A 14727-nucleotide genomic window follows, 5' to 3' on the forward strand; every position below is an offset into this window, starting at 1 on the left:
TTATGAAACCCGAATATCTTGTTGGTCTGCTGGGAACCACCGTACTGACCGCCTGCAGCCAGACCGCAGTCGTCAACACCACTGACTCAAGTACAACACCGGCAGCCACCAGCCCGGCACTAATAGTTGAAACGGTTGCAGCCAGCGGTGAACAGCTGCTGGCGCTGGATGCCAATCACTGGCTCAGCACCGGTCGTAAAACCGGTATGCAGCTCACGTCTGATCAACAACCGCTGGTATTACCCAGCGCTGGCAGCAAGTTTCTGGATTATCGCCAGAACGGCACCCAGACCCGCACCATTACCCTCAATGCCCACAAACAACTGCAGCTGACCACCTTCAATGCTGACGGCCAGGCCATGATGGCCAGCAGCCAGCCACTGAACTGGGCGGTTGAAGGTCTGTGCCTGTACCAGCCGGATGCCAACCAGAATCTGCAGCTGTTTGTACTGGATGACCGCGCCATGGCACACCAGCTGGTACTGAAGCCACAGGCCGACCAGCTGCAATGGCAGGAGCTGCGCCAGTTCCCTCTGCCACCGCAGGCGGAACACTGCCGTGTCGATGACCTGACCGCACGTTTTTTTGTGTCCGAAGAAAACATGGGGGTGTGGTCATATAATGCCCGTTCGGAAAGCGAGATCGTGCGCAACGCCGTGGATATGGTCGCACCGTGGGGCAACCTCCAGAAAAGCGCCGGACCAGTGGCCATTGTGAATGGTGAACTGCTGGTTGCTGAACCCGGTTACCTGCATCGTTACCGGATTACCGAACAGGGAGCCGACTCCGGCCAGCGTTATCCGCTACCTGCCAACAGCGCTCCTGACAGCCTGCAAGCCAACCAGATCAATCAGCAACTGGTGGTCAGCTGGGTCGATGATGAAGACGGCAAACTCTACAGCACCCACCTCAACGCACCGGCCAGCAGTGCCCGCCACCACAATGCCATTGCTGAAATCGTCGCAGCCGCTGAAACCGCGCCAATGAACACCGAAGGTGATGCCGCCGATGACCCGGCCATCTGGATCAACCGGGCACAGCCAGGCAACAGCCGTATTCTGGGCACCAACAAACAGCAAGGTCTGATGGTGTATGACCTGCAGGGCAATAACCTGCAGCAACTGGCCGCTGGTCGCGTCAACAACGTGGATGTCCGTCAGGGCTTCCGACTGCGTGGCAAAGCCACCGATATTGCCAGCGCCAGCCAGCGTGACGAACGCGCCATCAGCCTGTTCGCCATTGACCCACACACGGGCGAAGTCAGCGCCGCCGGTTCCATTACCACCGGCCTTACCGATGTGTATGGCCTGTGTATGTACCAGCAGAAGCAGGATGTGTTTGTGTTCATCAACGATCAGGACGGTCGTTTTGAACAGTGGCAAATCATCGACACCCCACAAGGCTGGCAAGGTCGTCTGCGTCGCCAGTTTGCGGTAGCAAGCCAACCGGAAGGTTGTGCCGCCGATGACCAGCAACAGCGTCTGTTTATTGGTGAAGAAGATGTGGCGGTCTGGACCCTGTCAGCCAACCCGGACGCCAGTACCCAGATGCAACGGGTCGCCAGTGTTGGTGACTGGTTACAGGACGACATTGAAGGGATGGATGTTTACCACGGCACAAACTCCACCTGGCTGGTGGTATCAAGTCAGGGCAACGACAGTTATGTGGTGCTGGACGCCAACCCGCCGTTCAAACAGGTCGCACGTTTCCGTATTGGCCTGAACGCTGAACGCGGCATTGATGGCGCATCGGAAACCGATGGCCTGACCGTCACCAGCGTTAATCTTGGCGCGGGCTATCCACAAGGTCTGCTGGTGGTACAGGACGGCCGTAACCTGCTGCCGGACCAGGCTCAGAACTTCAAGCTGGTCGACTGGCGAGAAGTGGCACGTTTGTTACCGGAGAAACCATAAGAAAATCACTACCGGCCTCTGGCACTAATGCCGATCAGTTGAGGACTTTTAAACAGCCTGATCATTGATTTCCGAACTTGCCCAGCGCAGCTGGCTGCCCAATGCCCATCTGGGCGAGCCGGGATTCACCGCAACGGCCGACCCAGCCGGGGCATGGATGCCCCGCAAGGCCCGTTGGCACAGGGATGTGCCATCGGGCCGGGGTCGAAACGCCGTTGTCGGTGAAAACCGGAGACACGAGCCCAGTCGGGCAAAAGCAGGGGGAGGCCCGCCCGGCCGGGGGACAAGGTCCCCCAAGAGGGCAAGCAGCCTGGCCAATTAACAAGCCGAGCAGATCGTGACCATCCGATGCGGTAACGAAGTTAACTGATCAGCACCGGGTTCCGGTTTTGGCAGGGCGTTCCAGCCCATTTACGACGACTTATGGCCCAATTGCCCCAGCAATGGGCGCGTGAAGCGGATTTTTCACTCGACTGGGCCTTTATCGAGCAATCCACCCGGATTTTACTGCATTTACCGCCATTAATTCTGGCACGACAAATGCTGTAACCAGATCGACGATCAATGGCGATCGCTCACACATACTCTGAACAACGGCGTTCAACCAACTGGCAGCTTTAATGACGCTGGTGTGGTTAACGCCGTTTTTTATTTCCGACACGGAGCCCAAACATGTCCTACCTGTTGCCGAATGAGTTTGTGACCAAAATGGTCGATGCTGGTGAAGCCAAGATTTACTACTCCACCCGCGATACCCTTATCCGTGCCTATATGGCCGGTGCCATCCTTGCACTGGCTGCCGTATTTGCGGTCACCATTGCGGTGAATACCGGTATTCCTCTGCTGGGTGCGGTTCTGTTCCCGGTCGGTTTCTGCATGCTGTACCTGATGGGCTTCGACCTGTTGACCGGTGTATTTATGCTGACCCCACTGGCATGGCTGGATAAACGTCCGGGTGTGACCTGGGCACAAATCCTGCGCAACTGGGGCCTGGTGTTTGTGGGTAACTTCGCTGGTGCCTTCACCGTTGCTGTGATGATGTCCTTCATTTTCACCATGGGTTACAACACCGATGGTGGTGTGATCGCCGAGAAGGTTTCCAAGATTGGTGAATCCCGTACCGTTGGTTATGCCGCTTACGGCGTTGACGGCTGGTTCACTATTTTTATCCGCGGCATGCTGTGCAATTGGATGGTGTCCATGGGTGTTGTGGGCGCAATGATTTCTACCCACGTGTCAGGCAAGGTGCTGGCCATGTGGATGCCGATCATGCTGTTCTTCTTTATGGGCTTCGAGCACTCCGTGGTGAACATGTTCCTGTTCCCATTCGCCATGATCATGGGGGGTAACTTCTCCGTGATGGACTACCTGATCTGGAACGAAATTCCGACCGCTCTGGGCAACCTGGTTGGTGGTCTGGCATTCACCGGTCTGACCCTGTACAGCACTCACGTGCGTACGGGTGCCAAACGCAGCCTTGATGCTGCACCTATCAGCAGCGCACTGCGCAAAGCGGCCTGATGGTGGTAACCGGTTCCGCCCTTACCGGGGCAGAACCGGTCACACTGCCGACAGGAGCCTCGGCAGTTTCCAACAATCCCTTCAACCATATTTGGCCAGCACCGTCCACAAGACGGTGCTTGTTTTATTTATATCGGGTTATCACACACTCAAAGTGCCTTGCCACATCTGACAGATACTGCGTAAACCCTATGGGGCCGGTGCCGACATTGTTATGCTGCAGAGCAAAGACTCGCAACCGTGATGTAGCCTATGCCCTATTCTCCAACTCCCGAAGACCTTTTGCTGGCCGCCAAGCGTGCTGGCATCAGCGATCTGCAGCAATTACAACGCAACAGTGAACTGGTGATCCGGGTTAGCCGCCTGATCCATGAGCTGCAAAGGGAACGCGGCATATCCAACACTTTCCTGACCTCCAAAGGTCAGAAGTTCGTGAACGAACGTACAGCAGAAATCGAGGCGACTATTGCAGCAGAGGCTGATTTTCGCCATGCACTCAAAAAAATGGATATCGCCGTAAACCACTGTGGTACCAGCCGCTTGCTGAACAGCCTGGCCTTCAGCCTGCACAGTCTGGGCGAGCTGCCCAACTTGCGGGACCAGATTTCGGCTCTGAAGTTAACCGCACAAGATAACACCTGGCGCTTTAACCGCGTGATCGCCGGTCTGTTAAACGTGGTGTTTGAAGCGGCCGACCTCGCCGGTGATCCGGATATTACCCGCGCGTTGGTGGCCCTGTTCAACTTTATTCAGGGCAAGGAATACGCCGGTCAGGAACGCGCCTGGGGCGCCATCGGTTTTACCGGTGGCGAATTCAACACCGAATTGCAAGATCGTATTCACAACCTGCAAGACGCCCAAAACCGCTGTTTTGATATTTTCACCCGTTTTGCCAGTGCTCTGTGTGCCGAACAATGGCGCCAGCTGGAAAGCAGTGATGCCGCCAACGAACTGGGGCGTCTACGCAGTATGATCGAGCGTTTCCGCCGTGGCGACAGCCTGCCAACCGCCTTTGGTGAAATCTGGTACGGCGTTACTACCAACCGTATCGACGATATGCAAGTGGTAGAGAAGCTGTTGGCTAACAACCTGATCGACCTCTGCCAGCAGAACATCAGCAAGGCCGAAGCCGATCTCAAGCAACATCGAGAGCATCTGCAAGGCAGTGAATTTGAAGAACCACCAATTTCGCCACTCTCCACCCCGGAAGGCAAAAACCAGACGCTTAGTAATATTGCACCCGGCTTTAACGTCAAACTGGCACGCTCGGTGTTTGAGCTGGTGCAGGATCAGGCTGAACGTCTGCAGAAAATCAGTGAAGAGCTGGCCGAGGCTCGTCAGGCACTGGATGAACGCAAACTGATCGAAAAGGCCAAAGGCCTGCTGATGAGCAGCCTGGGTGTTAACGAAGAGCAGGCCTATCGGCAAATTCGTCAAGCCGCAATGGATGGCAAGAAGCGGATTGTTGAAATCGCCGCCAACATCATCAGCGTGTCGGAAATGCTGCAGTTGGGTAAAAAAGGCTGATCAGTTAAGGACTTTTTCAACAGGCTGGTTATTGATTTCCAAATTTGCCCAGCGCAGCTGGCTGCCCAATGCCCATCTGGGCGAGCCGGGATTCACCGCAACGGCCGACCCGGCCGGGGCATGGATGCCCCGCCAGAGCAGCCGGCACAGGGATGTGCCGTCTGGTCGGGGTCGAAAAGCCGTTGTCGGGGAATACCGGGGAAACGAGCCCAGTCGGGCTAAGCAGGGGGAGGCCCGCCCGGCCGGGGGACAAGGTCCCCCATGAGGGCAAACAGCCTGGCCAATTAACAAGCCGAGCAGATCATGGCCTTCCGAAGCGGTAACGAAGCGTAAGAATGCCAACGGCTGCTTAACTGATCGGCATTAGATCACTCAGGGCAGTTTTCGCACTGCCCTTATTTCTGGCATCCGGTCGGCAATTTTGCACCAGAATTACCCTCACCCATTCGAAAAGCACCAAAACAGATCAGAATTACCAATAAAACAATCCGCCACCACCACAAGAATGCTGATGCTGTCTGGCCTGATGCGTTTTTCGGAATTGGCACACATTCTGCTGATGAAATTTAGCTATTGATCAATGTGGATCAGGGCTCAAGAACACAGACGTTTTACACCCACTGACTTTTGTCGGCTGGCGTGTGGACGTCTTTTTTTTTGCCCGTTATCCAGTGATTGGTCAGGCCTACACCAATAATCGATAACGAATGACCATGCCGTGAAGGTCATTCCACCTACCGAGGAACTGAGATGGCTTATCTTGCACCTTCAGAATTCGTCACCAAAATGGTCGACGCTGGCGAAGCCAAAATTTACTACTCCACCCGCGACACCCTGATCCGCGGTTACATGGCGGGTGCCATTCTGGCGCTGGCTGCCGTTTTCGCCGTGACCATCAGTGTTAACACCGGTATTCCTCTGCTGGGTGCGGTGCTGTTCCCGGTGGGTTTCTGCATGCTGTACCTGATGGGCTTCGACCTGTTGACCGGTGTATTTATGCTGACCCCGCTGGCATGGCTGGATAAACGTCCGGGCGTGACCTGGGCCCAGATCCTGCGCAACTGGGGCCTGGTGTTTGTCGGTAACTTTGCCGGTGCTTTCACCGTTGCTGTGATGATGTCCTTCATTTTCACCATGGGTTACAACACCGATGGTGGTGTGATCGCCGAGAAGGTTTCCAAAATTGGTGAATCCCGTACCGTTGGTTATGCCGCTTACGGCGTTGACGGCTGGTTCACCATTTTTATCCGCGGCATGCTCTGCAACTGGATGGTATCCATGGGTGTTGTCGGCGCGATGATTTCCACTCACGTGTCTGGCAAGGTGCTGGCCATGTGGATGCCGATCATGCTGTTCTTCTTTATGGGCTTCGAACACTCCGTGGTGAACATGTTCCTGTTCCCATTCGCCATGATCATGGGTGGTAACTTCTCCGTGATGGACTACCTGATCTGGAACGAAATCCCGACCGCTCTGGGTAACCTGGTTGGTGGTCTGGCCTTCACCGGTCTGACTCTGTACAGCACTCACGTGCGTACGGGTGCCAAGCGTGTAATCTGATTCGCAATCCCCCCGACGATGCGATACCGCTCCGGCTCCCCCGCCGGGGCGGTTTTTTATTGAAAACAGGAGTAAATGCCAATGACCAAACCGCTGGCAGTATCCTGCGGACAGTATTCCGACAAGGGCCGCAAGGATCTCAACCAGGACTCCCACGGTTTCAGCCTGCCGCCTGAACCCGCACTGTCATTAAAGGGGATTGCCATTGGCCTCGCCGACGGCATCAGCAGCAGCCCGGTCAGCCAGCAGGCCAGCGCCATGGTGGTGCGCAGCTTTCTGGAAGATTATTACTGCACCTCCGAAGCCTGGAGTGTGCAAAAATCCGGTGAACGGGTACTGACCGCCAGTAACAGCTGGTTGTACTCGGAAACCATGCGCAGCGATTTCCGTTTCGACCGCGACCGCGGTTACGTGTGTACCTTCAGCGGCCTGATCATCAAAGCCAATACCGCACACCTGTTTCACGTTGGCGACAGCCGTGTCTACCGACTGCGTAATCACGCCCTCGAACAGCTCACCAACGATCATCGTATGTGGGAATCCCGCGAGAAAAGTTACCTCAGTCGTGCCATGGGCATGACCGACAAACTCGAAATCGACTATCGCACCCTGCCGGTACAGGCCGGTGATGTGTTTGTGCTGGCGACCGATGGCATTTATGAATTCATTGATCCGCAAATTCTGATCAGCAGCATCGCCACCAGTGACAACCTCGACCACACCGCCCACGCCATTGCCGAAGCGGCGCTGGTGGCAGGCAGTGATGACAACCTGACCATCCAGATTCTGCGGGTCGACGCCCTGGCGGAAGCCGCCAACGAATCGGTATTACGCCAGGTCGAGTCGCTGCCATTACCGCCACCGCTGGAAGCGCGCATGCTGTTTGATGGCTACCGTATTGTGCGCCAGATTCACGCTTCGCCACGCAGTCATGTATTCCTGGCGATTGACGGCAAAACTGGCCAGCAAGTGGCCATCAAGACCCCGTCCACCGACCAGAGCAGCAATCCCGAATACCTCGAACGCTTTATGATGGAAGAATGGATTGCCCGTCGTCTTAACAGCCCGCATGTGCTGAAACCCTTCACGCTCGATCGCCGCCGCAATTTCCTCTACACCACCATGGAATACGTCGAAGGTAAAACCCTCTCCCAATGGCTGGTGGATAATCCACGTCCGGAACTGGAAAACGTACGGAATATCATCGAGCAGGTCGCCCGCGGTCTGATGGCATTTCACCGGATGGAAATGCTGTATCAGGATCTCAAGCCCGACAACATCATGATCGACAACACCGGCACGGTGAAAATCATCGACTTCGGTGCTGTGCGAGTGGCAGGCCTGATGGAAATGCATCCGGACGACACCGGCAACCAGATGCTCGGCACCGCCTTGTATATGGCCCCTGAATACTTCCTGGGCGAACCGGGAACAGTACGCTCCGATCTGTTTTCACTGGCAGTACTCACCTACCACATGCTCACCGGCCAATACCCGTATGGCACCGAAGTCGCTCGCCATCGCTCCGAAACCGCCCAGCGCCGCCTGCATTACCGACCGCTGATCCAGAGCAGCAAAGACGAACGCGAAATTCCGGCCTGGATCGACTTCGCCCTGCGCAAAGCCACCCAGATCAACCCGTACAAACGCCATGCGGAAATTTCTGAATTTCTGTTCGAATTACGGCAACCGGCACGCGAGTTCCTCACCCAGACCAAACCACCGCTGATGCAGCGAAACCCGGTTGGATTCTGGCAAGGCGTATCACTGCTGCAACTGCTCGTAATCCTGTGGATGCTGTACGAACGCTTTGGGCACTAGCGACGGGCGTCGGGCGTCGGGCGTCGGGCGTCGGGTGTCGGGTGTCGGACGAACAGTATCAATCAACACCGATTTAACCCAGCGCAGCTGGCCACCATTAATTGCCCATCTGGGCGAGCCGGGATTCACCGCAACGGCCGACCTGGCCGGGGCATGGATGCCCCGCAAGGCCCTATTTTTACCGATAGACAGGGCACAGGGACGTGCCATCGGGCCGGGGGCGAACAGCCGTTGTCGGTGAAAACCGGAAAAACGAGCCCAGCCGGGCAAAAGCAGGGGGAGGCCCGCCCGGCCGGGGGACAAGGTCCCCCAAGAGGGCAAGCAGCCTTGCCAATTAACAAACCGATCAATCAGCCCAAACAGTTACAACACCCAGTTAATCGGCGCCTGACCCCGACCAAGCAAATACTGATTAATACTGGAAAACTGCTTCTGACCAAAAAAGCCACGATGTGCCGACAACGGCGACGGATGCACCGACTTCAGTACCAGATGACGGGAAGCATCAATCACAGCGCCTTTTTTCTGGGCATAACTGCCCCACAGCACAAACACCAGACCGTCACGCTGGGCATTCAAGGCGCGGATAGCCGCATCGGTAAACTGTTCCCAGCCCTGGCCTTGATGGGAATTGGCCTTGCTCTCTTCCACCGTCAGGGTTGCATTCAGCAGCAGCACCCCCTGATCCGCCCACGGCGTCAGATCACCGTTACCACTCATACGCACACCCAGATCGGCTTCGATCTCCTTGAAGATATTGCGCAGCGACGGCGGCAGAGCCACACCGGCCGGAACCGAGAAACTCAGGCCGTGAGCCTGCCCCGGCCCGTGATAAGGGTCCTGACCAATAATCACCACCCGTACCAGATCAAACGGCGTGTGGTTAAAGGCATTAAAAATCAGCGGCCCCGGTGGGTAGATCTGTTTGCCGGCATTCTTTTCTGCCTGCAGGAACGCTTTCAGATTCAGCATGTAGGGCTGTTCCAGCTCCTGGCCAAGTACCTGTTGCCATGAAGAGTGCAGAGCACCGGGTTTTGACATGGGAAAACCTTGTAGTCGGATCAAATTCGGCCGCCAGTATACTGTATGCCGTATGTCGTGATCGCAGATTCCGGGCTTGATTCGTCAGCTTCTGCCTTGATCTATACGCGCCCTATACCTGCCATACACCTGCCCGATGCCTGCCATACACCTGCCCTTTCGCTGACCAATTGCTTGTCCATTTCATGATCAGGGTCGTTTTTTCACGGGCTTCATGACAAATTTTTACATCATCCAGCATCCCGTTAGACTCTATTCCTGCCAACGATGACTGACTCAAATTGTTACAAACCACAACCATTATCATCTGGGCAATATATCGCCAGGGCTTACCAACACTGGCTTTTTACAGTTTTATACACATAACCCAACCAGAATATATCTTCCACACAGCGTTTTTTTCCGGAAACGCTGCGTTCGTGAACTCCGGTTGTCGCTGCCATACATTCTGAATACTGTTAACGGACAAATATAAATAAGGCCGAGCATATCCTGACAAGTTGTCATGAAATACCGCATCGACTATAAGGGAGCAGCCATGAATCATATCAACCCGATTGATTACATTTCCGATCCACAACGGCATATCGGCTCTCCTGCTCACGGGCACTGACACTTCCGATTTCAACTTCGACATCTGAATACATCATCACAGGTACAACCTGGGATATTGTTTATCCAGACGAAGCATATCGATGTACAAAATATAAAAACAAAATAAAAACCAGAGGAAACTCCCATGAAAAAACCATATCAGATGCTGCTGAAACCACTGGCTGTTGCCATTACTACCGCTGGCCTGCTGGTTGGCTGTGGCAGCGACGATAACAAATCCAGCAGCACTTCTACGGCTGCGGTTGCCGATACCGAAGATACTGCACTGGCATTTGATGCCAGCAACTACACCACTGCGACCATCACTGTTGACGGCGAAAACATGACTGTACGCCAGTACAGCATGGTGTACGTGGCCAATCCGATTGCCATGGCATCTGCCAACCGCATGGGTAGCACCAGTGTGGTTACCAACCCGTACATCTACCAGACTATGATTGTGACCGTGCCGGAAGCGTCGCTGGAAAACCAGACCACCGCCTTGTACTTCATGGTTAACAACGGTGGCTGGTTCAACAGCCCGGCCACTGCTTCAGTAACCGATGGTGGCAGCTACGTCAGCACCTCGGACTCCGACAACGTTGGCGCTGCTCTGAAAGCCGGTTACGTACTGGTCGACGTTGGTACCCGCAGCCGTGGCCTGCGTGCCGAAGATGGAACTTATGCCGGTAAAGCGCCCGCTCCGGTGGTCGATGCCAAAGCCGCTATCCGTTACCTGCGCCTGAACGACAGCCTGATGCCTGGCTCTGCTGAGCGTATCGTTGTAAACGGCACCAGTGGTGGCGGCGGCCTGACCTCTGCTATCGCTGCCAGCGGTAACAGCACTGACTTCCTGCCATTCCTGGATGCCATTGGTGCCGCCGGTGTAACCGGTTCAGGTGATACGCTGGCCAGTACCATCAAGGATGACGTGTTTGCCGCCGTCGCTTACTGCCCAATCAACAACCTGGGTAACGCCGACGCCGGTTATGAGTGGCAATACAACGCCATTCGCAGTGATTCCAACACCGGAGCAATCAGTGGAGTGGCTTACTCGGCTGGCCCACAGCCTGCAGCTTCTGCCGAAATCGCCGCGACCTTCCCGGAATATCTGGCTGGTCTGGGTCTGAAACTGGATGACGGCACATCCCTCACCACTGATAACATCAACGATGAAATCGTGGCCCAGCTGAAAGCTGAAATTGAACGTCAGATTGCAGCCGGTGTAGCCGTACCTGCCTATGGTGAAAACTTCTCCGTTACCCAGCGCGGTGTAACCTCTGAAGTGATTAACGACTGGCTGGTACTGAGCGGTTCAGGTACTTCTGCCACAGTAGAAAGCATCGACTTCGAGAAATTCCTGAAGTTTGTTACCACTCCAATTGCCCTGAAAACCGTGGTTGCCTTTGACGCCACCGCCGTTAACGGCAACACCAGCGTCAGTGGTGAAACCAACCTGTTTGGTAACGAAAACTACGAATACAGCAACTTTACTGCCTGGTCCTGGGACAACAACGAAGTGGTGGCTGACGGTTCCGGTACTGACGACACCGGCGTTACCTGGGCGGATTACATGAGCAGTTCGGACGGTGAAGACCTGGCTACCCAGCTGAAGCTGATCAACCCGCTGTCTTACCTGAATACCGATGCTGACAGTGCTCCACACTGGTATATCCGTCACGGCATGATCGACCGCGATACCGCCTTCGCCATGCAGCTGGCTCTGTATACCGCCGTGAAAAACGATCCGAACGTGCAGGATGTATCCTTCAAACTGCCTTATCTGGTACCACACAGCGGTAACTACGATGTGCAGGAAGCCTTTGCCTGGATCAAGGAAACGCTCGACGCGGCCAACTGATATTCAGCCAGCATACATTGTCCTGCACTCCTCCCCGTGCAGGACAATTGTCTGATTACCGGATAGTCATTCATTTGAATATCCGGTTTTTATATTCAAGCCCTCCCCGATAACAACCACTCGCCCACAAAACCTGCTCACATATCCTGCCGACACGCCCCCGCGATATTCCTTGCCAAACGGTTACCAGACAGCGCTATCGCGCCATACGGAAAGCAGAACCCCGAATATGAACAATCCGACCACACAAGACTGTTATGACATCACACAGTCTGATCGGTATTTACCCAGAATTACACGTCTTCAGCACTGTCTGACACAGGAGCTTTTACAATAGAGGGCCAATTATCCAACGCCCCACCAACAGGATTTGTATGAATATCCGTGCCCTGGCTGCTTCTTCCGTTATCACATTGGCAACCTTGCCGTGGCTGAGTGGTTGCCAGGTCACACTGGGGGATGCCACCACTGAAGAATCCTCCAGCAGCAGTTCCGATATTCTGACCGCCTCAGTGTCACTGGGTGACTGTGATCTGGATACCCAGGCTGAATCCGTGGCCTGTGCCGCCAATGCGTTCCTCGACACCCTGAGCAGCAGCGAACTGAGCAAGGCCCAGCTGTCCTGGTCCGACTCAGAAGCCCGCACCGTCTGGTCGAACCTGCCAGTGGGCACCGTGACCCGTAATGGTCTGCGCCTTGATGCCATGAGTGATGAAAGCAAAACCGCGGCGCTGGTGCTGGCTCGCGCCGCCCTCAGTGATGCCGGTTACGTTGATATGATTGGAGGCTTCGCCGCCGACGAATACCTTAACAGCGTCAAGGGTGCTTCCGGTTACGGTGCCGAGCTGTATTACGTGGCGATTTTTGGCGATCCATCAGCCGATGGCGACTGGATGCTGCAAATCGGTGGCCACCACATGGCCTACAACATCACCTGGCTGAGCGGCCAGGGCTACCCGTTCCCACATCACAAGGGCGCCGAACCCAAAGCCAGTTTTACGCTGGATTCTGCGACCTATGCGCCTTTGAAAGATGAAGCCGATGCTCTGGTAGCCGTCTTTGACTCACTCGACAGTACGGATCTGTCTTATGCCTATCTGAGTGGCGAAAGTTACTCCGACGTTCTGGTTGGCCCGGACAACGGCAGTGGCACCCTGCCCGACAACTATCCAAGTGGCAGTGACCGCGATGGCATGCTGGTATCCGATATGAGCACCTACCAGCAATCGCTGGTAAAAGAAGCCATCCGTCAGTGGGTTGAAGATTATCCGGATGACATCGCCGATGACCTGATGGACGCCTACACCTCGGATGAAGCCTTTGCCGATACCTACGTGGCCTGGGCAGGCACCCAATCCAAAGGAGTCGATGTGGATACCAGCGGTACCTACATGCGTATTGATGGCCCACGTCTGTGGATCGAAATTGCCTGTCAGGGTGGCATCGTTATCACCAACGAAACCCACTACCACACCATGTTCCGCGACAAGTACTACGATTATGGCAACAGCCTCTAACGCTCGTTATCTGAATTGGGTCTGGTGTAGCCTGTGCTGCTGGTTGCTGCTGGCCAGCACCAGCGTGTTGGCCCATCCGGCCGATAACAGCCTGATTCAGATCGACATTCGCGATAGTGGTTTGCGGGTGCACGTGCAGCTGCCAGTTGAGCAGCTGTACATGGCCGAACCCGCGCTGTTTCCGAAAGGACAGGCTTTTGACAGTATCGATGAAGCCCTGCCAGCCTGGTCGGACTTCGATCAGGCCGCCATGATCAGCTACCTGAAAAAACACCTGCATCTGTTTATGGCTGCTGATGGCCCTGATCCGTTAAATCCGTCGGCCTTGCCACGGGTACGATTGGCAGCGCAGCCGCAGATCAACAACATGAGTGTGGTTGTCAGTAACAACTCACTTCAGTTCAAGGCTCTGCTGGATGTCCCCTTCCCCGACCCCGGTATTCGTAATAGCCGCGCCTGGCGCTGGCTCGTTGATACCAGCCTGATCAACCATCGGGTACGTAACCATAAAACCCTGATCACCCTCGGCAGTGACGCTCTGCATGGCCGGGATGGCAGTGATCCCGGCGTACTGGGGATTGTCGGATACCAGAGTGCACCACTGGTGATCACCAGTGATCCTGGTAGTTCGCTTACCCTGCTCACCACTCTGATCAAACAGGGTGTGATGCATATTCTGGCTGGCTTCGATCACCTGTTATTCCTGATCTGTCTGCTGCTGGCTGCGCCATTACGGATTCGTCAGAAACGTTGGGAAATTGAACCGGATCGTCGGCAGGCACTGTGGAATCTGCTAACGCTGGTCAGCGCCTTTTCCCTCGGTCATACCCTGACGCTGGCATTGGCCAGCCTCGGATTTGTCAGTGTGTCCTCACATACCGTAGAAATTGCGGTGGCCGGATCTTTGCTGATTTCCGCCGGGTATTTGTTATGGCCACTCAGCTGCCATCGCATCACAGTGGTCGCAACCCTGTTTGGGCTGGTACACGGCCTGGCATTTGCCAGTGAACTGGGGAATGACGGTTTTGCGCTGCCACGCCAATTGTTGATGCTGGGCGGGTTTGCGATCGGTATTGAACTGGCGCAGGTCGGAATCTGTTTGCTGGTCATGCCCTGCCTGCTGGAACTGGCGCGACACCGAGCCGGCATTTATCACCGCCTGCGTCAGGGGGGAGCTGTTTTTACGCTGACCCTGGCAAGCGGCTGGGCTATCGAACGCACGTTCAATGTGAGTAATCCCTTACAACTGCTGCAAGACCAGTTACCACTGATCCTGCTCGGTATTTATCTGCTGGTTCTGGCCAGCAGCCTCGCCAGTCTGGCCAGCCGACCGGCCAGTCAGCCAACCGTCTCCTGAGCCGCGCCGTCGGCT

The 14727-nt window shown here is 55.3% G+C and carries 10 protein-coding genes; 9 read left to right on the top strand and 1 reads right to left on the bottom strand.

All coding sequences use genetic code 11. The annotated features are described in order from the left end of the window. Positions 1-2 precede the first annotated feature (2 nt). The 6 genes from OUO13_RS11710 (at position 3) to OUO13_RS11735 (ending at position 8342) form a co-directional block, all read left to right on the top strand. A complete protein-coding gene (locus OUO13_RS11710; protein ID WP_283174074.1) occupies positions 3-1913 on the top strand; it encodes a phytase in 1911 nt (636 codons plus the stop codon). A 423-nt stretch (positions 1914-2336) separates the two neighbouring features. Then, positions 2337-2462 (top strand): hypothetical protein, encoded by a 126-nt coding sequence (locus OUO13_RS11715; RefSeq protein ID WP_283174075.1) that lies wholly within the window; start codon positions 2337-2339, stop codon positions 2460-2462. Positions 2463-2585: 123 nt separating this feature from the next. After that, positions 2586-3434 carry a formate/nitrite transporter family protein gene (locus OUO13_RS11720; protein WP_283174076.1) on the top strand — a complete coding sequence of 283 codons (849 nt, stop codon included), beginning with the start codon at positions 2586-2588 and terminating at the stop codon, positions 3432-3434. A gap of 252 nt (positions 3435-3686) precedes the next feature. Then, a complete protein-coding gene (locus OUO13_RS11725; protein WP_283174077.1) occupies positions 3687-4961 on the top strand; it encodes a nitrate regulatory protein in 1275 nt (424 codons plus the stop codon). 750 nt (positions 4962-5711) lie between these two features. Continuing rightward, entirely contained in the window at positions 5712-6521 is an 810-nt protein-coding gene (locus OUO13_RS11730; protein WP_283174078.1) for a formate/nitrite transporter family protein, read from the top strand. A gap of 81 nt (positions 6522-6602) precedes the next feature. Continuing rightward, the gene (locus OUO13_RS11735; protein ID WP_283174079.1) at positions 6603-8342 is read left to right on the top strand and encodes a bifunctional protein-serine/threonine kinase/phosphatase; all 1740 of its coding nucleotides are present in this window, start codon (positions 6603-6605) and stop codon (positions 8340-8342) included. A 363-nt stretch (positions 8343-8705) separates the two neighbouring features. Here OUO13_RS11735 and ung read toward each other — a convergent pair whose 3' ends face one another. Continuing rightward, entirely contained in the window at positions 8706-9383 is a 678-nt protein-coding gene (gene ung / locus OUO13_RS11740) for a uracil-DNA glycosylase (protein WP_283174080.1), read from the bottom strand. 739 nt (positions 9384-10122) lie between these two features. On the opposite strand from ung, the gene OUO13_RS11745 reads away from it, so the two are divergent. From OUO13_RS11745 to OUO13_RS11755, 3 genes are all read left to right on the top strand, one after another. Further along, the gene (locus OUO13_RS11745; protein WP_283174081.1) at positions 10123-11838 is read left to right on the top strand and encodes a subtype B tannase; all 1716 of its coding nucleotides are present in this window, start codon (positions 10123-10125) and stop codon (positions 11836-11838) included. Positions 11839-12212: 374 nt separating this feature from the next. Beyond that, positions 12213-13355, top strand: coding sequence for a DUF3500 domain-containing protein (locus OUO13_RS11750; protein ID WP_283174082.1), 1143 nt, complete (start codon positions 12213-12215; stop codon positions 13353-13355). Then, positions 13339-14712, top strand: coding sequence for a HupE/UreJ family protein (locus OUO13_RS11755; RefSeq protein ID WP_283174083.1), 1374 nt, complete (start codon positions 13339-13341; stop codon positions 14710-14712). Before OUO13_RS11750 ends, OUO13_RS11755 begins: the two co-directional genes overlap by 17 nt. Positions 14713-14727: the final 15 nt, after the last annotated feature.

The sequence above is a fragment of the Parathalassolituus penaei genome (assembly GCF_026626885.1).
Classification (GTDB): Bacteria; Pseudomonadota; Gammaproteobacteria; order Pseudomonadales; family Oceanobacteraceae; genus Oceanobacter; species Oceanobacter penaei.